Origin of the sequence: Pedobacter duraquae (assembly GCF_004362245.1) — a bacterium.
GTDB lineage: Bacteria > Bacteroidota > Bacteroidia > Sphingobacteriales > Sphingobacteriaceae > Pedobacter > Pedobacter duraquae.
On the sequence record NZ_SNWM01000002.1, the window covers coordinates 989,685 to 1,014,915 of the forward strand.

General features: G+C 39.9%; 26 protein-coding genes. All 26 read left to right on the forward strand.

What is annotated here, in order from left to right; all coding sequences use genetic code 11:
- Positions 1 to 2 precede the first annotated feature (2 nt).
- Complete coding sequence (locus CLV32_RS10265; RefSeq protein ID WP_133555062.1) at positions 3 to 506, forward strand: UpxY family transcription antiterminator; 504 nt, start codon at positions 3 to 5, stop codon at positions 504 to 506.
- A gap of 74 nt (positions 507 to 580) precedes the next feature.
- A complete protein-coding gene (gene asnB, locus CLV32_RS10270; RefSeq protein ID WP_133555064.1) occupies positions 581 to 2,368 on the forward strand; it encodes an asparagine synthase (glutamine-hydrolyzing) in 1,788 nt (595 codons plus the stop codon).
- Positions 2,358 to 3,491 carry a glycosyltransferase family 4 protein gene (locus tag CLV32_RS10275; protein ID WP_133555066.1) on the forward strand — a complete coding sequence of 378 codons (1,134 nt, stop codon included), beginning with the start codon at positions 2,358 to 2,360 and terminating at the stop codon, positions 3,489 to 3,491. The genes asnB and CLV32_RS10275 overlap by 11 nt, the downstream gene beginning before the upstream one ends.
- On the forward strand, positions 3,484 to 4,341 hold the full coding sequence (locus CLV32_RS10280) for an ABC transporter permease (RefSeq protein ID WP_133555069.1): 858 nt from the start codon (positions 3,484 to 3,486) through the stop codon (positions 4,339 to 4,341). Before CLV32_RS10275 ends, CLV32_RS10280 begins: the two co-directional genes overlap by 8 nt.
- A gap of 1 nt (position 4,342) precedes the next feature.
- A complete protein-coding gene (locus CLV32_RS23320; protein WP_133555071.1) occupies positions 4,343 to 5,611 on the forward strand; it encodes an ABC transporter ATP-binding protein in 1,269 nt (422 codons plus the stop codon).
- Positions 5,612 to 5,655: 44 nt separating this feature from the next.
- On the forward strand, positions 5,656 to 6,324 hold the full coding sequence (locus tag CLV32_RS10290; protein ID WP_166641925.1) for an FkbM family methyltransferase: 669 nt from the start codon (positions 5,656 to 5,658) through the stop codon (positions 6,322 to 6,324).
- Entirely contained in the window at positions 6,317 to 7,234 is a 918-nt protein-coding gene (locus CLV32_RS10295; protein WP_133555075.1) for a glycosyltransferase family 2 protein, read from the forward strand. The genes CLV32_RS10290 and CLV32_RS10295 overlap by 8 nt, the downstream gene beginning before the upstream one ends.
- Positions 7,235 to 7,278: 44 nt before the next feature.
- Positions 7,279 to 8,145, forward strand: a complete 867-nt coding sequence (locus tag CLV32_RS10300) for a glycosyltransferase family 2 protein (RefSeq protein WP_166641926.1) — start codon at positions 7,279 to 7,281, stop codon at positions 8,143 to 8,145.
- Positions 8,138 to 9,250 (forward strand): glycosyltransferase WbsX family protein, encoded by a 1,113-nt coding sequence (locus tag CLV32_RS10305; protein ID WP_133555079.1) that lies wholly within the window; start codon positions 8,138 to 8,140, stop codon positions 9,248 to 9,250. Before CLV32_RS10300 ends, CLV32_RS10305 begins: the two co-directional genes overlap by 8 nt.
- Positions 9,251 to 9,274: 24 nt before the next feature.
- Positions 9,275 to 10,090: an FkbM family methyltransferase gene (locus CLV32_RS10310; protein WP_133555081.1), complete on the forward strand. Its 816-nt coding sequence runs from the start codon at positions 9,275 to 9,277 to the stop codon at positions 10,088 to 10,090.
- Positions 10,091 to 10,102: 12 nt separating this feature from the next.
- Entirely contained in the window at positions 10,103 to 11,035 is a 933-nt protein-coding gene (locus CLV32_RS10315; RefSeq protein ID WP_133555083.1) for a nucleotide-diphospho-sugar transferase, read from the forward strand.
- Entirely contained in the window at positions 11,019 to 11,768 is a 750-nt protein-coding gene (locus tag CLV32_RS10320) for a DUF5672 family protein (RefSeq protein ID WP_133555086.1), read from the forward strand. The genes CLV32_RS10315 and CLV32_RS10320 overlap by 17 nt, the downstream gene beginning before the upstream one ends.
- Before the next feature lie 13 nt (positions 11,769 to 11,781).
- On the forward strand, positions 11,782 to 12,735 hold the full coding sequence (locus CLV32_RS10325; RefSeq protein ID WP_208110980.1) for a glycosyltransferase family 2 protein: 954 nt from the start codon (positions 11,782 to 11,784) through the stop codon (positions 12,733 to 12,735).
- A gap of 14 nt (positions 12,736 to 12,749) precedes the next feature.
- Positions 12,750 to 13,661, forward strand: coding sequence for a glycosyltransferase family 2 protein (locus CLV32_RS10330; RefSeq protein ID WP_262711520.1), 912 nt, complete (start codon positions 12,750 to 12,752; stop codon positions 13,659 to 13,661).
- A gap of 37 nt (positions 13,662 to 13,698) precedes the next feature.
- On the forward strand, positions 13,699 to 14,892 hold the full coding sequence (locus tag CLV32_RS10335) for an acyltransferase family protein (protein ID WP_243732294.1): 1,194 nt from the start codon (positions 13,699 to 13,701) through the stop codon (positions 14,890 to 14,892).
- A complete protein-coding gene (locus CLV32_RS10340; protein ID WP_133555092.1) occupies positions 14,892 to 16,040 on the forward strand; it encodes a glycosyltransferase family 61 protein in 1,149 nt (382 codons plus the stop codon). The genes CLV32_RS10335 and CLV32_RS10340 overlap by 1 nt, the downstream gene beginning before the upstream one ends.
- The gene (locus CLV32_RS10345) at positions 16,033 to 16,566 is read left to right on the forward strand and encodes an acyltransferase (RefSeq protein ID WP_133555094.1); all 534 of its coding nucleotides are present in this window, start codon (positions 16,033 to 16,035) and stop codon (positions 16,564 to 16,566) included. Before CLV32_RS10340 ends, CLV32_RS10345 begins: the two co-directional genes overlap by 8 nt.
- On the forward strand, positions 16,559 to 17,479 hold the full coding sequence (locus CLV32_RS10350; protein WP_133555096.1) for a glycosyltransferase: 921 nt from the start codon (positions 16,559 to 16,561) through the stop codon (positions 17,477 to 17,479). The genes CLV32_RS10345 and CLV32_RS10350 overlap by 8 nt, the downstream gene beginning before the upstream one ends.
- The gene (locus tag CLV32_RS10355; protein ID WP_133555098.1) at positions 17,469 to 18,341 is read left to right on the forward strand and encodes a hypothetical protein; all 873 of its coding nucleotides are present in this window, start codon (positions 17,469 to 17,471) and stop codon (positions 18,339 to 18,341) included. Before CLV32_RS10350 ends, CLV32_RS10355 begins: the two co-directional genes overlap by 11 nt.
- Entirely contained in the window at positions 18,280 to 19,374 is a 1,095-nt protein-coding gene (locus CLV32_RS10360) for an acyltransferase family protein (RefSeq protein WP_133555100.1), read from the forward strand. The genes CLV32_RS10355 and CLV32_RS10360 overlap by 62 nt, the downstream gene beginning before the upstream one ends.
- Positions 19,375 to 19,459: 85 nt before the next feature.
- Positions 19,460 to 20,269, forward strand: a complete 810-nt coding sequence (locus CLV32_RS10365; RefSeq protein WP_133555102.1) for a glycosyl transferase — start codon at positions 19,460 to 19,462, stop codon at positions 20,267 to 20,269.
- On the forward strand, positions 20,254 to 21,057 hold the full coding sequence (locus CLV32_RS10370; protein ID WP_133555104.1) for a glycosyltransferase: 804 nt from the start codon (positions 20,254 to 20,256) through the stop codon (positions 21,055 to 21,057). Before CLV32_RS10365 ends, CLV32_RS10370 begins: the two co-directional genes overlap by 16 nt.
- A 9-nt stretch (positions 21,058 to 21,066) precedes the next feature.
- A complete protein-coding gene (locus CLV32_RS10375) occupies positions 21,067 to 22,005 on the forward strand; it encodes a glycosyltransferase family 2 protein (RefSeq protein ID WP_133555106.1) in 939 nt (312 codons plus the stop codon).
- Positions 22,002 to 23,018 (forward strand): glycosyltransferase, encoded by a 1,017-nt coding sequence (locus CLV32_RS10380; protein WP_133555108.1) that lies wholly within the window; start codon positions 22,002 to 22,004, stop codon positions 23,016 to 23,018. The genes CLV32_RS10375 and CLV32_RS10380 overlap by 4 nt, the downstream gene beginning before the upstream one ends.
- Positions 23,015 to 23,980 carry a hypothetical protein gene (locus CLV32_RS10385; protein WP_133555110.1) on the forward strand — a complete coding sequence of 322 codons (966 nt, stop codon included), beginning with the start codon at positions 23,015 to 23,017 and terminating at the stop codon, positions 23,978 to 23,980. Before CLV32_RS10380 ends, CLV32_RS10385 begins: the two co-directional genes overlap by 4 nt.
- Before the next feature lies 1 nt (position 23,981).
- Positions 23,982 to 25,202 (forward strand): glycosyltransferase family protein, encoded by a 1,221-nt coding sequence (locus CLV32_RS10390; RefSeq protein WP_133555112.1) that lies wholly within the window; start codon positions 23,982 to 23,984, stop codon positions 25,200 to 25,202.
- Positions 25,203 to 25,231: the final 29 nt, after the last annotated feature.

Genomic DNA, 25,231 nt, shown 5'->3' on the forward strand with positions numbered 1-25,231 from the left:
CTATGATGGATAGTGTTTACCGATGGTACCCCATTTACACAAAATCGCGCTCAGAGAAAAAGGCGTATAGTGAGTTGCAGCGTAAAGGGATTGAGGCTTATTTACCACTAAAAGTAACGGTAAAGCAATGGAGTGACCGCAAAAAGAAGGTTGAAGAGCCTTTAATAAAATCCTATCTGTTTGCGTATTTGTCGGCAAAAGAACATGCTGAAGTGCTGATGACATCGGGCGTGGCTCGGTTCGTCTATTTTTCGGGGAATATTGCTAGTATTCCGGAAAAGCAGATTGAGGACTTGCGTTTACTGCTAGCAACAGAATCGGAACTTGAGCTATTCGATTTTGAAATTGCTGCAGGAGAACAGGTTTTAGTTCATGCCGGCCCATTTCAAGGAATGCTGGCTGAACTCGTATCTATTAAAAATAAAAAGAGTATTATCCTGCGGTTGCAAAACCTGGGGTATTCCATACATATTAAAACATCCATGGCTTTTATACAGCCATTATAAATTTGGGATGTTTAGCCCCTTTTGAAAAAAGTCGATGTGACTGAAAGGGCGAAGCTGTATACAGACACCAGAGCATGTGTAGAATTTCAGGGATTATTTCACCTTCAGAACCACAGCAAGCAATCCTTGCTAATGTGAAGATGATGTGCAATGCGATGGCACATGGTGGCCCAGATGGTGAAGGCATTGATTTTTTAGGCGAAATAGGTTTTGCTTTTGGCCACCGTAGACTTGCGTTGCTTGATTTAACAGAAGCCGGGCATCAACCCATGGCAGATGCGTCAAAGCAATTTCTTATTACCTATAATGGCGAAATTTATAATTACCTGGAACTCAAATCTCAGTTAACCGAATATCCATTTATGACGGGAACTGATACCGAAGTAATTTTGGCAGGCTTTGCCAAATGGGGACCAGCAGTTTTTGGGAAGTTACAGGGCATGTTTGCATTTTGTCTATACGACCATAAACGTAGTATTTCATATCTGGTTAGGGATCCCGGAGGAATTAAGCCGTTATATTACAGCGACTCTGGCGGCAGGGTCGTGTTTGCATCGGAAATCAAGGCCTTCAAAGCAACGGATTACGATTTCAAAGAAGACACTGACTGGAAGGTGTACTTTCTGGCATTTGGCCACATCCCTGAACCCTTTACAACTTTACATTCTGTAAAGTCCCTGCCAAAAGGCCACTTTCTAACTATTTCCCACAAAACAGTTAGTATAACTCTACAAAGATTTTGTCAGCGGGATATAAATCAAACTTTGATCCATGAAGACGATATAGCTGAACGCTCTGTAAGCGAAGACCTCAAACTTGCAGTACGCAGTCACCTGCTAGCTGACGCTAAAATCGGTGTATTTCTGAGTGGTGGCATAGATTCCAGCATTTTGACTTTACTTGCTAAAGAAGCATCCAGCTCGCAGTTACACACTTTGTCGATCAACTTCAACGAAGTGGAGTTCTCCGAACAGAAGTATCAGAAAATCATAACTGATTTACTTGACAACGCGCATACTACCTGCATGGTTACGGATAACGATTTTGAGCAGAATTTTGAACAGATCATGAAAGCCATTGATCAGCCGAGCAACGATTGCATCAATTCCTGGTTTGTCAGCAAGTATGCACGTGAATTAGGATTTAAAGCCGTGCTTTCTGGTGTTGGCGCAGACGAAATGTTTGGCGGCTATCCTTCGTTCAGAAAAATGAAGATCATCAACTTATTACAGAAAATGCCGAAAAGCGTTCTGGGGCTCCTCAAATTTGCACCCTCACTGCGCATCAGAAGGCTCTGTTATTTAAGCTTTGCTAATCCAATAGGTCAATATTTATGTTTGCGCGGTTTTTTTACGCCCGATGTGATTGCGAAGCTGGTTAACATGCCTGAGGAACGTGTAGTTGCTTTACTCAAAGATCTACCCCTATCTTGCGACCTTTCAGAAATGACGGACGGAGAAAAGGCTTCATGGATAGAAACAAACTTATACATGCAAAACCAGCTGCTGAAAGACACAGATGTGATGAGCATGAGTCATGGTTTGGAAATACGCTTACCTTATCTGGATCAGAATCTACTTAGTACATTGAGGAAGATCGACCCGGCGCTTAAGTTTGAGCAGGAACGACCTAAGGAATTATTAATAAAAAGTTTTATCAATCTATTGCCCAGAGCAATCTGGGACAGACCCAAGATGGGATTTACCTTCCCGTTTATGGCATGGCTGAAGCAAAATGATAAAATAACGAATACAGACAATTATCAGAATGCATATGCAAAGGCACTGATCCTTAAATTTAAAAAAGGAAAATTACATTGGTCGAAAGCCTTTGCACTTTATCAGGTATTCAATGGCAATTAACACGCTGTTTCTTACACTCGAAGCTTTTAGTCAGACTGGTGGCATCCAGAAAGTGTGCAGAAGTATGGCCAAAGTGTTGCTGGATGGAAAGACACCTGAAGATACCCCTAAAACACTACGCATGTTCTCCCTTTGTGACCAATGTAATGATGTTGACGAAAGATATATTCCAAGAAAGTACTTTAAAGGCTTTGGCTATAGAAAAGCGTTTTTTGGAGTAGTCGCTACCTGGCATGCATTTAGAAGTAAGCGAATTATCCTCAGTCATATTCATTTGCTGCCCGTTGTTATTTTAGTAAAACTGCTGGCACCGTCTAAGAGAATTATCATGCTTGCCCATGGCACAGAGGTTTGGCGGGATATCAAGGGGTGGAAAAAAATATTCTTACAGCATCATGTGGAGATCTGGGCGGTGAGCAAGTACACAAAAAAAAAGTTGGAAGACAAGCATGGCATTGCTCCCCATAAGATCAATGTACTGAACAATTGCCTGGATCCTTTTACACAAATTCCCGAGCGATTTGAGAAGCCTGAGCATTTGTTGGAAAGATATGACTTATCAGCCGATCAACCGATTTTACTGAGTATCACGCGGCTAAATTCACACGAGCTCTATAAAGGTTATGACATGGTTATCCGTTGTTTGCCTGCATTGGTGAAAGACTATCCAAGTTTAAAATACCTGATCGGCGGGAAAGCTGATAGTCAGGAGTTGGCACGGATCAAAGCACTCATTACCGAAGTAAAGATGGATGATCATGTTGTGATGGTTGGCTATATACCAGATGAGGAATTGACAGATCATTTCCTATTGGCTGATATCTTTTTGCTACCGAGTCGCAAAGAAGGTTTTGGGATAGTATTCGTTGAGGCAGCCGCCTGTGGATGTAAAATAATTGCAGGCAATCAGGATGGAAGCACTGATGCGCTCATAGATGGTGACTTAGGAATTTTGGTAAATCCTGAATCGATAAATGAAATTAAACAGTCCATTACTGGTTACCTGACAGCAGATAAAAAGAAAAGCCGTTCATTGGAGGTACAGAAGAAGGCGCTGGATGCCTTTCATTATAACCACTATCAAACTAAAGTGGAACACTTATTAAACCCCACACATGACTGAAGAAGAACACTGGGATCTTGAAATTAAACCAGAGGGCAACCTGCTTGATCTGAAACTGCGGGATGTTTGGCATTACAGGGATTTACTTTTTCTGATGGTGCGCAGAGATTTTGTATCGTTTTATAAACAAACTGTATTAGGGCCGTTATGGTTCTTTATACAGCCGTTATTCACTACTTTAATTTATACGTTCATTTTTGGCAACCTCGCTGCAATTCCGACTGATGGACTGCCGCAGCCATTATTCTATCTGGCTGGTATTACGGCTTGGAATTACTTTGCCGATTGTTTAACAAAGACCTCTTCAGTTTTCACTACCAATGCCGGTTTGTTTGGTAAGGTTTATTTCCCCAGACTAATTGTACCGCTGAGTATAGTTGTATCCAATCTGATTCGGTTTGCGGTACAAATGCTGCTATTCTTTATGATGATGAGCATATATTGGTTTAAAGGAGCAACGTTTCATCCAAATGGTTATTTATTCCTTTTTCCTTTTTTGTTGCTGGTGATGGCCATGCTGGGATTGGGATTGGGCATGATCATATCTGCACTGACGACCAAGTATCGTGACCTTAGCTTCTTGATAACGTTTGGAATTCAATTGATGATGTATTTAACCACAGTAATTTATCCATTATCTGTAGTAAAGGAAAAATATCCGGCTTATGTATGGTTGGTTTCTTACAACCCAATGACGTCTGTGATCGAAGCATTCAGATACGGGTTTTTAGGTCAGGGAACATTTACTTTACTATCGCTTGGCATTACGACACTATTTACAACGCTGATCCTGTTGGCTGGTATAATTATTTTTAATCGCGTTGAACGCACATTTATCGATACTGTATAAAATGGGTACTGTAATTAAAGCTGAGAATTTATCTAAAGCATACCAACTCGGTGAAATTGGCACAGGAACAATAAGCAGAGATCTTGAGCGCTGGTGGGCTAAAGTTCGCGGTAAAGAAGATCCATTTATGAGGATTGGGGAAACCAATGATAGAAGCATTAGAGGTACCAGCGATATTGTATGGAGTTTAAAGGACATCAATTTTGATGTGCAGCAAGGAGATGCTGTAGGAATAATAGGTAGAAACGGTGCCGGGAAGAGCACATTGCTGAAAATCCTGAGTCGCGTAACCGCGCCAACAACAGGATCCATTAAAATTAAGGGAAGAGTTGCCAGCTTGCTTGAAGTAGGTACCGGGTTTCATCCTGAACTGAGCGGACGTGAAAACATCTACTTGAATGGATCCATTCTGGGTATGCGCAAAGCCGAGATTAAAAAACATTTTGACGCAATTGTAGATTTTTCTGGAGTTGAGCGCTATATCGATACGCCCGTAAAAAGATATTCATCAGGAATGTATGTTCGCCTGGCATTTGCCGTTGCCGCTCATCTGGAATCTGAGATTTTAGTTGTTGACGAGGTATTGGCAGTTGGGGATGCGGAATTTCAAAAGAAATGTTTGGGCAAAATGAACGATGTAAGTAAGGGGGAAGGAAGAACGGTTTTATTTGTAAGTCATAACATGACGGCGATCCGAAACCTCTGCAGGAATAGTCTTTTGTTAAACAATGGTATTATTGCACTGAACGATGTCACAGAGGTGATTGTTGACCAGTATCACAAATCATACACGCCTAATCTTAAAATACTTAATACCAATACTCAGAGAACGGGAAGTGGCGAAGTCATATTTTTAGGTTTAGATATTGTTGATCAATACGGAATAAAACATCCTTATGTAACGACAGGTGATGATCTATATTTTAGATTTTTGATCGATGTTAAGTCACATAGTAAAGACATTGACATCGGGTTTTCAGTCCATGACGATCAGGACACAATGCATTCGGTGCTATACAGCAGTTTTCAAGGCCGGACTTACGACTTATCACCAGGCGTACATACTATATTATTTAAATTCGAGGGTAACTATTTAAGTAATCGAATCTATCACATAAGAGGGCTTATAAAGGTCAGATCGCAGATCTCAGACCACCCACAGGATCCTTTAGCAGAATTAGTTGTGGAACCTGGCAACTTCTATCCAAATCAACATCATGGGCACCAAACATCGAAATTAACGTTTCTCATCAAAGGTAATTGGATTTGAAAACTTTATTGATTAATTGTCTATTAGCCATTATTCCTGGTTTCTTGAAACGAAGGATAGTAAATTATGCGCATTCGTCAAGCATTTTGATATTTTCTCAGGAAGGAGAAGACAGGCTACTTGAAAGGTTTATCGGCCAAAAAAGCTATGGAATTTATATCGATGTTGGGGCTCATCATCCCACCTTTATAAGCAATACCTATTATTTTTATTTAAAAGGCTGGAGGGGAATTAACATAGATGCCCAACCTGATTCTATGAAGCAATTTAATAAAATCAGACCATACGACATTAACATTGAGCAACCGGTGTCAGACTTAGCAGGAGAATTTGATTTCCACATATTCAATAAACCGGAGCTCAACACCTTCGATGAAAAAAATGTTGCTGAATTTCTAAATTATCCCGACGTAAAGCTTATCAAAAAAGTAAAACTACATACTGTAACGCTTGAACGAATACTAGATGACCACCTAGCCAAACTTGGTACTACGCATATTGACTTTTTGAATATAGACGTCGAAGGGTATGATCTCAAGGTCCTAAAGTCGAACAACTGGATAAAATACAGCCCTCAGTTCGTCCTTACTGAGAACCTCTTTTCGACATTAAAAGAATCCTTTGAAAGCGAATTAACGTTGTATATGAATAGCGTAAACTACACGATGATAGCGAAGACTGTCAATACCGTTTTTTTTAGAAGGAATGAGTAAAGTCTCGGTCATTATGCCTGCTTACAATGCTGAATTACATATTGAAAAAAGCATTGATAGTGTAATCAATCAAACCTTTAAAAATTGGGAGTTGATAGTTATTGATGACGGTTCAACTGACACGACATCAGATATAGTGAAACAAAAGATGGCGCAGGATGAAAGAATTAGATACTTACACCAAGAAAACTGCGGCCCTGGATCAGCGCGTGATAGTGCGATTAAAATTAGTGACGGAGATCTATTGGCATTTTTAGATGCTGATGATCTTTGGCTCCCATCCAAACTGGAAATATCTGTAACAGGCTTGCTAAACAGTGGTGTCGACCTATTATTTACTGATGCTTTCATGTTCTCTGAAACATATGATTCTGATTCCAGAGAACACATCGGCATAGTTCATGGAGAATACTATGGCCCGGAAGGTATAAAATCTTTTCTGACACAAAATAGGATTCCCACTTTGACAGTATTATTAAAGAAAAATGCATATTTCAAAACAGAGGGATTTAAGAGCTCTTATATTGCCGAAGACTATGATCTCTGGTTGCAATTACTTAATACAGGCTGTTCGTTCAAATCAATTGATCAACCGCTATCCGCGTACCGCATACATGATGAGTCACTTACAAAGGGCGACAGACGGGTGTTGTACGACACAATATTAGTTATTAAAGAATTTCTGCACGCTCATCCAGAGTACGCAGAATCAGTTGATCGGAGTCTGCTTCAAAAGATCAAATATTGGCTTTACAACTCAACTGATGCATCGACTTCGCGGTTACGAATTCTGATTAGTGGGCTCAGGCCAACAAATCGATATATTTTACCTTATTTGCTGAGTTATTTCCTACCATTTAAGCTGATAAGGAAACTAATCAATAATACCATTTTAAAAAATGTTTATTAATAACCCGATTACTGCTGCTGCAGTACTTTATAAACTACCCACACTTGGCAGCTGATTTTCCACTGGTATCCATCATAGTTCCATGCTATAATCAAGGAATCTTTCTTGGTTATACATTAGACAGCATTCTACAGCAATCTTATACAAATTGGGAATGCGTCATTATCAATGATGGATCTACCGATGAGACCTCTTTCATCGCCGACAGCTATTTAAAAAAGGATACTCGTTTTATTTACATGGAGACTGTAAATCAAGGTCTGTCTGCATCAAGAAATACGGCGATTAAAAACAGCAGCGGTGTTTATATTCAGTTATTGGATGCCGATGATCTCCTTGAAAAGGATAAGTTAAAAAATGCTGTTGCATACTATTGTTCTGACGCAGCGACCGGGCAGGTCATTATGTATTCCAGCATGCGCTACTTTGAAGACGGAAGTCCTGAGTCGCCGAGGATCATTGGTCGTGATAATTTTGTCGGCCACATTGAAATAAAGAAGTCAGATACAATTGAGCGTCAACACGAACTATTAATCTCTCGAAATCCTTTTGTTATCTCAGCTCCGCTTTATCCACGCGAACTCTTCGATGGTATTGGTTATTTTGACGAATCACTTAGCGCACTTGAAGACTGGGATTTTCATTTAAGATGTAACTATGCGGGGTACAGATTTCACCATATTTATCATTTATATAGCTACACTTTGATCAGGCTGCATAACAATAGCATGATGCGTAATCAAAAGCTCCTTGACGACAATTTTTATACGCTTATTGCTAAACATAAGCTCAGGAAAATCGAACCAATAAAAAAGCAGCATTTCGTCAAGAAACTAACGATCTTATTATGCCCACCGATACTGGTTAAATCCTATCATAAACTTAAAGCCGTTGTCAACAAAAATGTCTGAGTACAAAGCACGTGCAATAGCATTCTACTTACCCCAGTACCATACCATTCCAGAAAATGATAAATGGTGGGGAAAAGGGTTTACCGAATGGACCAACGTTACAAAGGCCAGACCATTTTTTAAAGGTCATTATCAACCTCGTCTTCCTGCTGATCTTGGGTTTTATGATTTAAGAGTGCCCGAGATTCGCGAAGCGCAAGCAGCAATGGCTGCTGCATATGGCATTGAAGGATTTTGCTATTGGCACTATTGGTTCGGTAATGGCCGCAAGATCCTGGAAAGACCAATAACAGAAGTGATAGCAAGTGGTCATCCGGATTTTCCATTTTGTCTCGCCTGGGCCAACGAAACCTGGTCAGGCATATGGCACGGAAATCCTGATCAGATCCTTATCGAACAGACTTATCCTGGGGAGCAGGATTACATTGATTATTTTAATTACTTGCTGACAGCCTTTCGTGACAGGCGTTACATTCTTGTTGATGGCAAGCCGCTTTTTTGCATCAATGCGCCAGAGCAGATTCCAGACATAAACTATTTTACAAATCTCTTCAGGTCATTGGCTATTCAGAATGGACTGAAAGGACTCTATATTGTAGCAAATACTGGTTATGAAGACTGGGATCCCACACAACACGGGTGCGACGCGGTTAATCTTGTATTGGTAGGGAATTTATATCGAGGGTTACCGCCAACAAAAAACATCATTTACAGAAAATACAAAAATCAAATCATTAAAAAGGGATGGCTTACCAGGGCCTATAGAAAACTGCGTAAAAAACCTGTTCAAACTTATAATTATGAAGATGTTATACCATTTTTAACCTCTAAAAAAACATTTGACTATGATGCATATCCTTGTGTAATTCCGAATTGGGATAACACAGCGCGTTCAGGAATCAATGGCATGGTTTTTCATCATTCAACACCCCAGCTCTTTGAAGAACATTTGAAAAACGCCATTCAATTACTATCGTCTAAACCAGAAGACAAAAAGTTATTATTTGTAAAATCATGGAATGAATGGGCAGAAGGAAATTATCTGGAACCTGACCGCAAGTATGGCCATGGATACCTTGAAGTTTTAAAAAAGATCCTTTCTTAACAGCAAAGGAACTTACCCCAGCAAATGAATATAAAAAATATACCGGCAAAAATTTACAAAAAGGTATTCAGGGTATCAGAGCTTGATAAAGTTGTTCCTGCAAAAGATCAGCGCATGCTTAAAAAACTTGATCGCTACCAACCAGCAACATTTAGCTTTTTAAAAAAATCTTTCACCGTAGTGGACGCAGACACATTTCTTGGATCTTATCATGAAATATTTATCGATGAGATTTACAATTTTGAAAGCCATACCCCTTCTCCATTGATTATCGACTGTGGCGCTAACATCGGTCTCGCCACCATCTATTTCAAATTAAAATATCCGAACGCTCAAATAATAGCTTTTGAACCAGATCCCAATATATATGCAGCACTTTCTGCAAATGTCAGGTCATTTGGATTCAAGGATGTGAACTGTGAAAATAAAGCAGTATCAGATGTTGATGCTATGTTAGATTTTTGGCTGGAGGGTGGACATTCTGGAAAAGTTGTTGCGCATACAGCAAATCATACATCCAGTCAGGTGAAAGCAGTAAGACTGAAAACTATTCTGCAAGAACATGAAAAGATAGAGTTCTTAAAAATTGATATTGAAGGTCACGAAACAGCACTAATCCCCGATCTTGCAGAGGAACTCAATAGAGTAGAATTCCTCTTTTTAGAATACCATTCCTTTATGGACGGGGAACAAACACTGGACACAATACTGGCTCACTTAAAGAGAGCCGGCTTCAGGTATTATATACAGCAAGCCTACCCCAAGAAATTCCCTTTCATCAATAGGGAGATATTCTATGATATGGACTTTATGTGCAATATTTTTTGTTACAGAGTGTAAAGATCGATTAGTTTGAGTTATAACACACCCGTACTTTTCTTAGTGTTTAACCGACCTGAGCAGACCGCCATTGTATTTGCGGAGATCAGAAAACAAAAACCGACTCAGCTCTATATTGCGGCCGACGGGCCAAGAGCTGGAAACGAAACTGACAAACTACGTTGCGCCGAGGTTAGGGAGATTGTTAAGCTGATCGATTGGGAATGTACAGTTGAATTGCGATTTAATGAGCATAACGTTGGGACAAAATACGCGGTATCAACTGCCATCAATTGGTTTTTTGAGCATGTTGAAAGTGGTATTATACTGGAAGACGACTGCCTGCCAAACGAGAGCTTCTTTGAGTTCAGCGCGGAAATGCTTGAACGTTACCAATCAAACGCTAAGGTAATGATGATTAATGGCTGCAGTTTTCAACCGAAGCCGTTGGATACTAACGACTACTATTTCTCCAAGTATGTTCACGTATGGGGATGGGCAACATGGCGAAGAGCATGGGATTTATATCATATAGAGCTAACGGGGATAAGTAGCGAACAATTTGAACACGTTGTAAGTTCCACATTCTCTCAAAAGCGCGAGCGGCAGCGCTGGATCCAGAACTTTCATCTGATACAAAACGGATTTGATACCTGGGATTACCAATGGATGTTTTGGATATGGAAAAATAAAGGCCTCAGCATCACACCCTGGCACAATTTGATATCTAATATCGGATTCGGCAAAGATGCGACACATACCCTGGACGAAAATTCCGGGCAATCTAAAATGGCACAGCACCATTTAAAGATTTCCAGTCATCCGCACAGCGTTTTTGAACATAAAAAAGCTGATGCATTAGAGCGTTACCAGATAATTATCTCGCCGTCCAGGGAATTCCGTTGGCAGCAGATAAAAGGCATCATCAGAAGATTAATCAGAAACGGGAATGGCGCAAAAGCATAAAGTAGCTGTTATAATTCCGATCTATAAAAACAGTTTGGATGAAGACGAGATCAGTTCTCTAAAACAGGCTTTTAAAATTTTGCATCAGCACCCTATAATTTTTATCGCACCCGAGTGTTTAGACTTCTCATTCTACAGACAATTTTGCCGCAACGAAGCCTATTCAATTTATAAATTTGGCGATCAATACTTCAGTGATATTTCCGGCTACAATCAATTGATGCTTTCTCCAGGGTTTTACAAGAGATTTCTAGACTACGAATTTATCCTCATACACCAATTGGATGCCTATGTTTTTAGGGACGACTTGCTATATTGGTGTAGGGAAAATTACGATTTTATCGGCGCTCCAAATGAAGCACATGAAAACGCAACCGGGCAGGTTCAATTTCTGAAAGGATACGCCAAAATTTTAAAGATATTTAACCAAAAAATCAAGAACGTTGGCAACGGTGGATTGTCCTTAAGGAAAACGAGGACATGCTATTGGTTCTTAAAAATCGGCCGTAAGCTTGTGAAAAAATGGGGTCCGAATAATGAAGACGGTTTTTTTAGATATTGGGGAAATATCTTTTCACCCCTTATTAGGTTACCCTCAGACGAGATTGCATTGAAATTTTCTGTAGAAATTGAACCTGCAAAATCACTACGTAAATTAGGTGACAAATTGCCTTTTGGCTGTCATGCTTATAAAAAATATGATTGGGCAACTTGGCAGCCGTTCATCAAATAGATAAAATTAATACGTGTCCTCTTCTATCAATTTACCTGATCTAAAGTTATACCGGGCATCGTTATTAAAGGCCGGTGTTGAAATCCCATTGCATGTTGTTCCTACCGAACCCAATGGATTATTAGGCGTACTTCCTGTTCCTGATATTGATCAATCTGGATGGCCCTGGACCATACAAACCGACGCAGAAGTATTTCAAAAGAAAGCTAACTGGCCTAAAATTACCATTGTTACTCCATCTTATAATCAAGGTGCATTTCTGGAGCAGACTATCAGGTCTGTGCTACTTCAAAATTATCCAAACCTGGAATACATTGTCATGGATGGTGGCAGTACTGATCATACCAAAGATATACTTGAAAAGTATAGCCCTTGGATAAGTTACTGGCGAAGCGTAAAAGACAATGGGCAAGGGCACGCCATTAATAAGGGTTTCAGCATCTCATCAGGTGCTTATTTCGCCTGGATTAACAGTGATGACTTTTATAGCCTCAATGCTTTTAGTGTCGTTATCAACAAATTTTTAGATACAAATGCAGACTTTGTTTATGGATATGGGATCAACCGTTATGTTCAGGAACAGCGCGACGAATTAATTAAAGTGGAACGATTTATCGATCGTTTCATCCGGGTATCCAGATTATTTCAGCCCTCTTGCTTCTGGAAAAAGAGCATCCACCAGCCCATATGGGAAGATTTGCAATGTTCACTTGATTACGAATTATGGCTAAGAATGGTCCATGGTAAGAAAAAAAGATTGGTCGCAACACCTTTGTCAACTGCAAACGTGCATGATTTGGCGAAGACATCGAACCCGTCAATGGACAGTGCCTGGAGAAATGATCATTTATTAATCTGCAGCGCATCTGCACATGGCATCGTCAAAAATTGGAATTACCTTATTTTTTCGCAGAAAATCTGGCGGAAGCTGAATCAGTTTGTTCACATTTTAACTCATATTTCTTGACGGGGCGTTATTCATTGCTTGTACCTTGCTTTAATGCAGCGAATTATATAGATCGCTTTTTAATGAATCTATCGCTGCTGGATCGTTCATTTGACGAAGTAATATTTTATGATGATGCCAGCACAGATCAAACCAAAAACCTTCTTATGTCTAAGGGGCATAGGGTGATCTCAGGTGAAAAGAATATGGGCCCGGCGTATGCCAGAAATATGTTAGTAACACATGCGTCACATGATTGGATTCATTTTCATGATATCGATGATGCTATGGTTCCCTCCTACCTTACTAAAACCGCTGTCTTAGCGGAGATCGATCAGCACGACGTTATACTTTGCAATGTTGACTGGCGGGACAGACTTACAAACGAGTTGGTAATGAACTGGAAATACGACAATTCGCAGATCAATCATGATCCGCTAAAATATACAATCTCACATCCTATAGGCGGCATTAATGGCTTATATAGAAAAAGTAAGATTACAGAAGTTGGTGGATTTAATAGTGACCTGCGAATATGGGAAGATGCAGATTTACATGTTCGTCTTGCCTCAAAGGCTGTCAGATTCTATGTAATTGAAGAAGTGCTCAGCATTGCTTTCAGAACGGCTAATTCTGCCAGCAGCGATCAAACCTTAGGTTGGCTAAACAGGCTTAAATTGCTCGAAAACTACCAGCAACAATTCACTGAATACGCTATCCAGCAGGAAATCGGACAGCAGGCACAGTCAACAGCCGCAAGGCTCCTCCTCTCTGGCGAAGGTAGAGCGGCCAAAAGAGCATTGCAGCTAAGTGAAAAATCTGCTGTAAAGGTACCTGTAGCACGTAGCCTGTTATGGCGATTTTTGAAAAATATTTTACCCGGTAGTCTTAGAATAGAACTTAGATTACTGCATTTGCAGTTTGCATTTAGAAAACATTATCATTAAAACTAGCGCACTTAAATTCGACAGAAAGCTGGAAGGCTTGAGAGGTATATGCGCTTTTAATGTTGCAATAGCGCATTTATACAGTTTTAATTTTTTTAACCTTAAAAACTATGATTTCCCCAGGTGGCTATCTGTTCTTGATTTTGCCCACGCAGCCGTCCTGATGTTTTTTCTGTTATCAGGATATGTAATTGGCATTAACCATTTAGATATTCCATTATCCGTAAAAAACCTAAAAACATATTTGATTAAACGTTTAGTCAGGATATATCCGATTTACTTAATTGCACTCCTGTTATCTATAGCTTGCTTATATCCTTACTTAAATAAGTCTGAACTATTTGGACATTTTTTCTTTTTGCAAGGTATTTTGCTAAAAAGCTATTCCTCCAACGTCGTGCTCTGGTCTTTGAGTTACGAGGTTATTTACTATCTGATTTTCCCAATACTTTGGCTTATACATAATCGGATACGCAATTATATGTTTTCGCTCCTTGCGTTTACCATTCTGGCACAATTTATAACTAAAGATCCTACTTTAAATGCCATAATCACAGGTGCAGTATTTTGGCAGGCCGGTCTACTTATTTCAATGTTGCGCTCTCAGCAATCACCCCCTGAACAACCTGTTATAAGTTATTTTTTACTACTTTTAGCTATTACCTCCCTGGATACAGGACGATTTATTTATGATCTTATCATCAAGCATTTATCTACTGGAGAACCGCAACTTGCACCGAATGACCTGCTATTTCTTCCGGTATGTACGTTACTATTTTTAAGTATTATTCAACAAAAGATCCGATTTAAAAATATAATACAGTGGATAGCCATAATTGGCCCGGCGTTTCAAATTTTTCTACTTTATCATTTCAAACACCTGGAAAACCCTAAAACCGGCTGGCTAGTCGGGATAGTCCTTTTTGCATTATCTCTAGCGACCATAGCCTACAAAATCGATGTCCGAAAATTTTTAAAATTCGAATTTGCAGGTAAAATATCTTATGCAGTCTATCTTTTTCACTTTCCTATCGCATTTTATCTAAGTGATATGCTAAGCAAGTACCTATCGGGATTTGTATTAGTTTTTGTTGGGCTGACTGCATGGTCTTGTATCACGCTAGTATCAGCTTTTCTTACTGAACTAAAGTTGCAACCGAGGATAAAAGAATACTTTTTAAGAAAGGATAGTATCGCTATAACCTCATCTATCACAAAGCAGACCACGTAATGCTAAACTTAGGTAAAACTCTGATCAAATATCTCTGGATCCGTTTTTTCACTGGAAATCCATATAAAATCGTAAGATTTGAAGATTTAGCTCAGGTACCTATTGGTGAAGAGGTAGACGTTCCAGAGTCATATACCTATTTTATAAAAAAGGAACCCGGTGATGTTAGTGTCTTTTTAAAACCAATTAATTGCCTGTATGGAACTCCTGTTTACAGGCATAAAAACAATCAGGATAGATTTAAAAAGACAGGCATTTTTAAGAATCCAGATAGGATTGTTTTCAGTCTTTCGAACGGATTTGTAATTGGACACACGGGTTTGATATATGACGGTATCCACAGAGCATTTATTAACGAATCAACGAAAGATTGGAACACCAATTTAAGTTTATCTCCTTACACCAGGTTACTTAATTTCCCCGGGCTTGCCACACTTGATGGCATAACCATTTCATTGCTGGCTCCTGGAGCAGAGCTTGGATTTTATCATTTCCTCTTTGAATCACTTTCAAAAATGCACCTGTTCTCTGATGTAATGGATGTGGCAAATCATATACTTATTAATGGTCCAGAGGCTAGCTGGAAACAAAAATGGCTCGTACGGGCGGGCGTTGATTTGAAAAGAGTTATTTGGATCGATAGTCATGCGCATTACAAATGTGAACAACTTATATTTACTAATAAGTTGGTGAACGATCAGATGATTAACCAATGGTGCGTAAAGGGGCTGCGTCAACTATTTTGCGTAGAGAACATTGTTACTGACCCCCTCGCGAGCAGATCGATCTGGATTACAAGACATGGATCCGGATCGCGGGAGATTATATGGGAAGATAGATTCCTTCGCCAATTCCCTGACATTGATCGCATTGATCTTTCGATATTGACTGCTGAGGAAACGATAAAAACTATGCAGGAAGCTTCCGTGGTTATCGCTCCTCATGGTGCAGGCCTAAGTAATATTTATCTCTGCAGGCCTGATACTGAGGTTATAGAATTATATCCTGACAACTATCCTTTTCAACCTTGTTATGATCGACTTTCGTCAACCTGCAAACTTAAGCACCGAATTATGTATCTTGATTTTCAGAGTGGCGGAGCAGGATACGAGAAGCTCGTTGAACTAATAGAAACATTTCATGTTTAAGCTGATCAATACTTTATACAAAAGCATATTGCGCGCTACCGGAATTAAAATTGGCACGAATGTACAGTTAGAGTTCGGACAAATATTGGCTCGCGGCTATAGTGGCAAAAAAGGAGATATCGTCTTGAATGACAATTGTCAATTATCAAAAGGTGTTGTACTACGGGCTTATGGGGGCCATATTTCCATTGGAAGCAATACATTCCTGGGGGAATATGTCTGTATATACGGGCATGGAGATGTCCAAATTGGTGAGAACACGTTAATTGCAATGCACACCTGTATATTAAGTTCGAATCATACTATACCGAACAGAAATACCCTTATCAGATCTCAGGGAGATATCAGGTTACCTGTAAAAATTGGGAACGACGTTTGGCTTGGCGCAGGAGTTAAGATTCTTGGCGGCGTAAGTATTGGAAATGGATGTGTAGTAGGTGCTGGCGCTGTTGTTAACAAAAGCCTACCTGACTATGCTATTGCAGTTGGTGTACCAGCAAGAGTTATAGGATATCGGAATGGATAAGCTGATTTCGGTTATTATCACGACATTCAATCCTGATTTAGAACGGCTAAATCAAACTTTAGCAGCGCTCAAGAATCAAACGCTCTCTGCAGACCAATGGGAACTTATTATAGTTGATAATAACTCATCACCATCCCTTAGTATCCTGATAGACTGGCATCCACAGTACACATGTGTTGTAGAGCAATTACAAGGCCTGACTTACGGCAGACTGAAGGGATTCAACCTGGCCGTTGCTGAGCTAATTGTTATGGTCGACGATGATAATGTACTTCATCCGGATTATTTAAAACGAGCGAAAGACATTATGGAACAGCAACCAGAACTTGGTGCTATCGGTGGAAAAAGCATTCCCATATTTGAATCCCAGCCAAAAGACTGGATAAAAGCCTTTTACCACAATCTCGCCCTGCGCGATTTGGGGAATACCGTAATCTTAAATTCCTGGGATCATACCTATCCCGCGACAGCTCCTATTGGGGCGGGAATGATAGTTCGAAAATCGGCATTGAAAAACTATATAGATAAGGTAAATAAAGCGGGAACCGTGATCGCTGACCGCAGCGGAAAAATGCTTGGTTCCAGTGGAGATAATGATATTGTTCTTGAAATACTCAAAGCTGGTTGGCAGACTGGCTATTTTCCAGAACTTATACTTCATCACCTCATTCCTGATTCAAGGACTACAACCAGTTATTTAGCACGTTTAATTAACCAATCGAATAAATCTTGGATGACGGTGTTGAAAAGGCATCACATTAACCCATGGCCAGAAATTTCGGTATGGTCTTTACCTTTGAGAAAAATCAAAGCATTTATAACTTACAGCGCATGGAGCAATAAAGTAAATTATATCAAATGGCGTGGGGCATGCGGATCTTTTGATGGCTTAGCAACAAAAGATGTTCTCTAAAATAAAAAACTCTTTGGCATATCGACTCCCTATACTGTATCAAAGGTTACTTATCTTTCAAAACTATAAAACATTACGTAAAGAGCGGTCAGATATCAATGTGCTCATGATGACTGGAAAAAACCACATAGACCTGCTTAAAATTTCAGTTTTATCTATTGCCAGAAACTGGGATAAACTGCCAAAACTGACAATAGTAAGCGACGGGTCTTTATCGCTTCAGCAAATAGAAAAAGTAATCTCTTTTTGGAAAGGCGAACTCGCAGTACAGAATTGGGCTGACAGTATTGCCTATCATAAAACGAAAAATAGAACATCGATCGCGGCATATGCATCTGCTAACCCATTCGGAAAAAAAATGGCTGTCATTCTGCACCATGCGGAACTTTATCCCACTATCTGGATTGACAGTGATGTGTTATTTTTCAAAGATCTAAGTCCGTTTATTCCGGAGTATACTGACGGTATACAGTGTGGCGGATCAGAAGACAATATAGCCGCATACCATGATGAACTTGTCCATAAACTACATACAAACACAGCTATGCTTGGTAAGTTTAATGCAGGACTACTCTATGTATCCGGGAAAAACATATATGAAAAATACAAGCTGGATCAGTTGCTTTCAGAAATTCATCCACACTATAATTTCCTAACAGAGCAGACTATTTTCGCACATATCGCAAGTCAATCACAGGGAATCATCTGGAAAGAAGATATCATCAGAAACTTTACTTCAGACAATCAGGATCTCAAGCCTACAAAAATTGGGAACAGCATTGGCAGACATTACCCAAGCAATGTTAGACATCTTATTTGGCGGGACGCATTTTTTATCAAAAGCGAAGATGAAAGGCCATAATGCTATGATTGACTTGCTCCGCTTTTTTGCAGCTTTTATAGTTACCATCTTCCACTTAAATCTGGAATTAGCCCCAGTAGAAAATTGGTATAGACATGTCATTTCTTATGGTTGGACAGGCTTTCCAATTTTCTTTGTGATCAGCGGTTATTGTATACTTCTGTCTACTTACCATTCAAAAGACTGGATAGATTTTAGTCTGAAAAGATTCTTCAGAATTTTTCCCGCTTATTGGGTGAGTTTACTTGTAGTTTTGGCCGCGGCTATCTTTCAGAAACTTTACACAGGAACTAACTCTGTGCATAACATTCCGCAATCAGCTACTGAGCTATTGGCGAACATTACAATGCTGACAGCACCATTCTCCGCAGTAAAAACGATGAGCATGGTATATTGGTCACTTACCTGTGAACTACTGTTCTACCTCCTCATAGCAGGAGTATTAATCTTTAGAAAAGGTATTTCTATTTATTTACTACTAATAATATCAATTATTTCCTTAATAACCCCCATACAGAAAATAGGCGTACTATTTTTCTTAGATCAATGGCCTGGTTTTAGTCTGGGTATCGTGATCTATTATCTCTTACACGGATCGAATCGCGCTGAGCGTGCTTGTTCCCTACTGTTACTAATTATAAGTTTATGTGGCCTTTATCTTAAATTTATCGTTCAGGGCAACATCGCTTACGCAGTTGCAGCAGTAATTAGTTTTATCCTGATTTTATCAAGCAACTTCCTCGCCATTCGTGAGAATTCTATTTCAAGGCTTGGAAAATACTCCTACTCGGTATACCTACTTCATGTTCCGATAGGAATTTTCATTTTTAGTCGATTTAGGAATGAATATACCAAAACTAATCTTGCAGCCAACATAATCTATGATCTTGTGGTGTATGCCATAATTAGTGTATTTGCTATCCTGATGTTTCAATATGTAGAACGAAAAGGAATAGTTTACGGAAAACTGGTCAGAGCGGATCTAGGTAAGATCAAAAGAAAATTATATCATAAGCGTGCAGTCGATCATTGACTTCTTATACCGATACCCCAGATCCAGGATAAACATTATCCAACGTATGGGAGGTATTAAAATATACCTGAAAATGCAGCGAGGTATGAAACGAATGAAGAAGGCCGCGCTTGCGCTAGAACCTGTTACCTCATACGCAGATGGTCTGCCTATTCATTTTCTAACGGGAAAAAATTACCTCTATCAAACACTCTTTTGCATACGCTCATTGGCAAAAACAGCTGGTGCACATTTCAAATTTATTCTGATCGACGACGGAACCTTCGATGCCGACTTAACTGAACTTGTGCAAAGACTGCTGCCAAATGCTGAAATCATTAGTGCCGAACTAATCGAGAAAAATCTTGCTCAACACATACCACGCTCATGTACTGCATTACTTGAAAAAAGAAAGGTTTATCCCCACATCAGAAAATTAACTGATATACATACATTACCAGGGAACAGTTGGAAATTAGTTATGGATTCTGATATGATTTTTTGGACTGAGCCAAAAGAAATCCTGTCCTGGATTGAAAAACCAGATTCACCTTTATATATGCGAGACTGCATGCCATCCTACGGCTATACTGATTTGATTTTGAAAGAATTATCGGGTAAACAGTTGCCGGAATTAGTCAACGTAGGGGTAATAGGCTTGAATAGCGATTATATTGAATGGCAGAAAATAGATGAATGGATTAAAATTCTGGAATCCAGGGAAGGTACCTCATATTATCTGGAGCAGGCATTAACAGCGATGATCATTGGAGATCGTCCTTCGACTATTCTTGCCGACAACCAATATATTGTGAATCCGGATGAGCAACTGATTAAACATAAGAATGGTATCCTGCATCACTATGTGGACCTGTCTAAAAAAGAATATTTTATCGACGTATGGAAGAACATTTAAATCCTAATCTCATCCAGTCTTTATGGATCGGCGGCCAACTATCTAACGTAGAACGTCTTTGTATCCAGTCTTTTATCGATCATGGGCACGAGTTTCATCTTTACGCCTATGAAGAGATAAAAAATGCACCTAAGAATGCTATGATCAAGGATGCCAGAAGCATCGCTCCCGAAAAAATGATTTTCAGAAATAAAGAAGGTTGGGGCAAGGGATCGGTAACCGGTTTTGCCGACTTGTTCAGGATAATGATGGTAAAAAAGAACGGCGGTTGGTGGGTAGATATGGATGTAATATGTCTCAAGCCCTTCAATTTTACAGCTGATGAAGTTTTCTGCACCAGCTACGAAGGCGAATACGGTTCCCTGATTAACAATTGCGTTTTTAAATCAAAGGCCGACAGCGAATTTCTCGTTAAATGCATGGACTATATATCAGATCTTGATACTAAAACGATGCCGTTTGGAGCGGCGGGCATTTTTATGTTTCAAAACATAGTTAAAGAATTGGGACTGCAACACCACAGTGTTCCCTACCAAACGTTTAATCCAATCGGGTGGCGCTTTGTAGGGGAGTTTATTCTTGGAAAAATGTCTCTAAAAAACCGCATTAAAGAATATAGCAGGCCCTTGCTTAAGCCCAACTCCATGGATGGAAGAAGAATTACCTCAAATGCCCACGCTGTACATTTCTGGAATGAGGTTTGGAATTACAACAAATTTGATAAAAACGGATCTTATCATTCAGATTGCCTCTTTGAAAGGCTAAAGAAAAAACACAATATTTACTAAGTATACGACTTGAATAACCCCTTGGTATCAATTTGCATACCTGCCTATAACTGCGCCGAGTATATAGGGCCTTGCCTGCAATCTATCGTAAATCAGTCTTACCACAATATTGAAATCATTATTGTGAATGATGGCTCTACCGATAATTCAAGTGCAGTGATCCAAACCTGGTGCAACACAGATGCTCGGATTCGACTGATTGAACAGGAAAACAAAGGGGCAGCCGCAGCGCGGAATATAGCGTTCCGGGAATCGCGTGGAGCGCTGATCAAGTTCATTGACGGCGACGACCTGATCAACCCTGAGATGATTCAAGATCAGGTCAATCTAGTTGATTCTGATGACCACATCATTTCTGGCAAATGGGGCCGCTTTTACGGCAATGACTTATCAACGTTTAAGCTGAGTACAGAGGCATGTTGGCAAACTTTAACACCTATAAACTGGATCCTTAGCGCCTGGGAACGTGGCGAGCCGATGACTCAACCTGGAATATTTCTGATTCCGAGAAAACTGATCGATAAATCAGGTTTGTGGAATGAAGAACTGAACCTACTGGACGACACCGAATTCTTTAATAGGCTGATGCTCAATGCTGGGCTTATCGTTTTCTGTAGTACCTCGGTTCTTTACTATAGATCTGGAGTCGGCGGACTGTCGGGTCAGGTGTCACGGGAACATCTCTTATCAGCATACGCTGCGCTGGATGGTGTGACAACGCTCCTTTACAATTCAGATAAGAGTGAGAACGTCGAGAAACTTTGTGCGAATATATGGCAAACCTTTATCTTCAATTACTATCCCGCGCAAATGGATCTAATGGAAAAAGCTGAACAAAAGATCAACGCCTTTGGCGGTTCCTCGTTAAAGATATCCCTCGGTGGTTACAGTAAGTTTCTTGCCAACCTGATAGGCTGGAAAACAGTTAAGAAATTGAAACACAGATGAAGATTGCAATAACTGCAGATCCGGGAATACCGGTTCCACCAGAATTTTATGGCGGAATAGAGCGCATTGTAGATCTGCTTGTAACCGGCCTTCATAAGCGTGGCCACGAAGTTACACTCTTTGCACATGCTGATTCCAAGGTTCCTTGCCGACTCATTCCTTATAAAAATAATAGTACTACAGGTCTTCAGGCACTGGCATCCAATATGCTGAGCATTAACAGGAGTTTAATCCGTGACAAACAAGACATCGTTCACAGCTTCGGTCGACTCTCCTATTTAGCGCCTATCCTGGGCACGAAAATACCGAAAATCATGAGCTATCAACGAGAGCCTACGATTGGTCAAATTAAAAAGGCTATGAAATTAGCCCGACTTGGATCACTATCATTTACAGGATGCAGTAATTACATAACCAATCAAATTACGCCGGTTGCACTGGCAGAAACGGTATACAACGGAATAGACTTAACTACTTATACGCCTCAATTCTCTGTCGCAACTGATGCACCACTGGTCTTTCTGGGAAGGATAGAGCCGATAAAAGGACCTCATACCGCTATATCGATAGCTTTAAAGACGAACAGAACGCTGATTATTGCCGGGAATATACCAAATGAACATAAAACATATTTTGATCAGGAAATCAAACCTCATCTGGGTAAACAAATCACTTACATAGGCGCTGTTAATGATTCACAGAAAAATGTTCTGCTTGGCAATGCATCAGCCTTATTAATGCCGATACAATGGAACGAACCATTCGGAATTGTGATGATAGAAGCAATGGCCTGCGGAACTCCCGTGCTTGCGCTGAATCATGGTGCTATTCCAGAAGTTATCAAAAATGGCTTAAATGGGTATACCGGAATAACAGCCGAAGACCTGATCGAAAAAACCGATTTACTTGCCGGATTAGACAGATCTGCCATCAGAAAAGGTTGTGAAAATAGATTTTCAGCAGACACAATTGTAGATCAATATCTGGCACTCTACGAACGAAGAATAGCATGACTGAGCAAAAATATAATTTGAATGATGTAACCCTGCAGATCAATATTTCGCCTGGTGATTTAGGGTATGCGGAACAGACTATTCCCTTTTTGTTAGCCAATCATCGGCAAGTTAAGAACCGGCTACTGATCGTAGACTGCTGCAGACCCCAAAAAACGACGTTACTAGACCCAGATGTAAAATTCCCTTTAGCAGCTTTTAACAACCGTGTTAAACAATTGATAGAAATAACAGAAAGTTTTAAGGCCAAGGGCTTTTTTTCCTCTGTCTACTATCTTAAGCCCAAAGATCCCTTGATAAAAAGGTTGTCAAAAAAATACCTCCGCGGTGTATACGACTGTACACATGGTGCTGGAGGAACAGCCAACATGAGCTATTGGGCAGGTATTGAACTTACAAAAACTAAATTCGTTTTACATTATGACAGCGATATATTGGTGCATCAAACGAAGGGCTACGACTGGGTAAAAGAAGCGCTTAACTTAATGCAGCAGGATCAGGATTGTGTAGCAGCAGTACCAAGATTAACACCTCCTACTCAGGATTTGATGGATTTGCCATCATTTCAGGAAGGCAGACCTAATGAATCTCACAATAGATATTGGCTTAATGATTTCTTTTCCACACGCCATTTTTTGCTCAACAAGGAGCGATTAGCACAATATTTCCCATTGATAAGCGGCAAATTATTAGTTGAACTGCTACTGAGAAAATACCTCAAAAGAGCTTTTCCACTTGATCCTGAAATCATTCTGTTCAGATCTGTTGGCGCAAAAGGAGGTAAACGCATGGTTTTGAAAACATCGGATGCATGGATCCTGCATCCTGATAAAAAAGGAGATCTGTTTATGCAATTGCTACCGGGAATCATCAAAGCCGTTTCTGAAGGCATCTTCCCGCTTAAACAAGCGGGATATGAAAATATAAATCTCGAGGCATGGGCAGAATTCCTGAATGATTAACATGAGAATCGTTTTGATTACATCCGGTCAGCCCAGTACAAATCCAAGAATAGTTAAGGAAGCCGACTCCCTTTCGGAGGCAGGATTTCAGGTAACGTTAATCTACGCCTATTGGACAGCCTGGGCAACCTATCACGATGAAATGCTACTTAAAAACAAATCGTGGAAGGCAATTCGAGTTGGGGGCGATCCGCTGCATCAAAAATGGACTTATCTATTCAGTAGGTTATTCTTCAGGATCAGCAGATTATATGCATCTTTTCTGCCAACAAAATACGCGCAGGCACGAAGCACAGCTTTTCTGATTAAGGAAGCGAAAGCACTAAAAGCAGATCTTTATATTGCTCACAATTTAGGAGCACTCCCGGCTGCGTTCGAAGCAGCAAAAAAACATAATTCGTTGTTCGGATTTGATGCAGAGGATTTCCACAGGCAAGAGACAAATACTACTGTCTTGAGCAGAGAATATTTAACAAAAAAACAGCTTGAAGATAAGTACTTGCCAAAGACTGCACAGTTAACTACAAGCAGTCCGCAAATAGCTGCATTATACAAAACACTTTACCCACAACTCCATCCAGTTACCCTTCTAAATACTTTTCAAAGATCGCTAATACCGGCTGAACCCAGGGATACAGCGGATCTTCCAGTAAAGCTATTCTGGTTTTCGCAAACCATTGGGTCCAACAGAGGGCTCGAAAATATTATTCAGTCACTGGGATTATTACCGAAAGACAGCTTTGAGTTGCACTTAATGGGAAAAGTAAATCCGGAATACCAGGCGAGTTTGTATAAACAAGCCGACGATGCAAACATCCCATACACCAAAATTAAAATACATGATGTAGTAGCCCCGGAAGATATTTTCAGGATCGCACAACAATTTGATATTGGCATTGCCTCAGAGCCCGGTTTTTCCGTCAACAACGAGAATGCGTTATCAAACAAATTTTTCACCTACCTCCAATGTGGTCTTGTTATGATAGCAAGTGACACGGTGGCACAAAAAAGTTTTTTTGAACAGCATACTACTATCGGGAAACTTTATCAAAAAGATAACTCCCTACACCTCTCAGAAGTTATTCAAAGTTATATTGCGGACCTCGAAGCATTAAACAATACAAAAAAAAACAACTATATGCTTGGTCAGGAATTGGTTAACTGGGAAACAGAGCACAAAAAATTCATCACCTGCATCAGGCAAACATTGATTGAAAAATAGAGCTTTAATTATCAGTCCATATTTTGCAC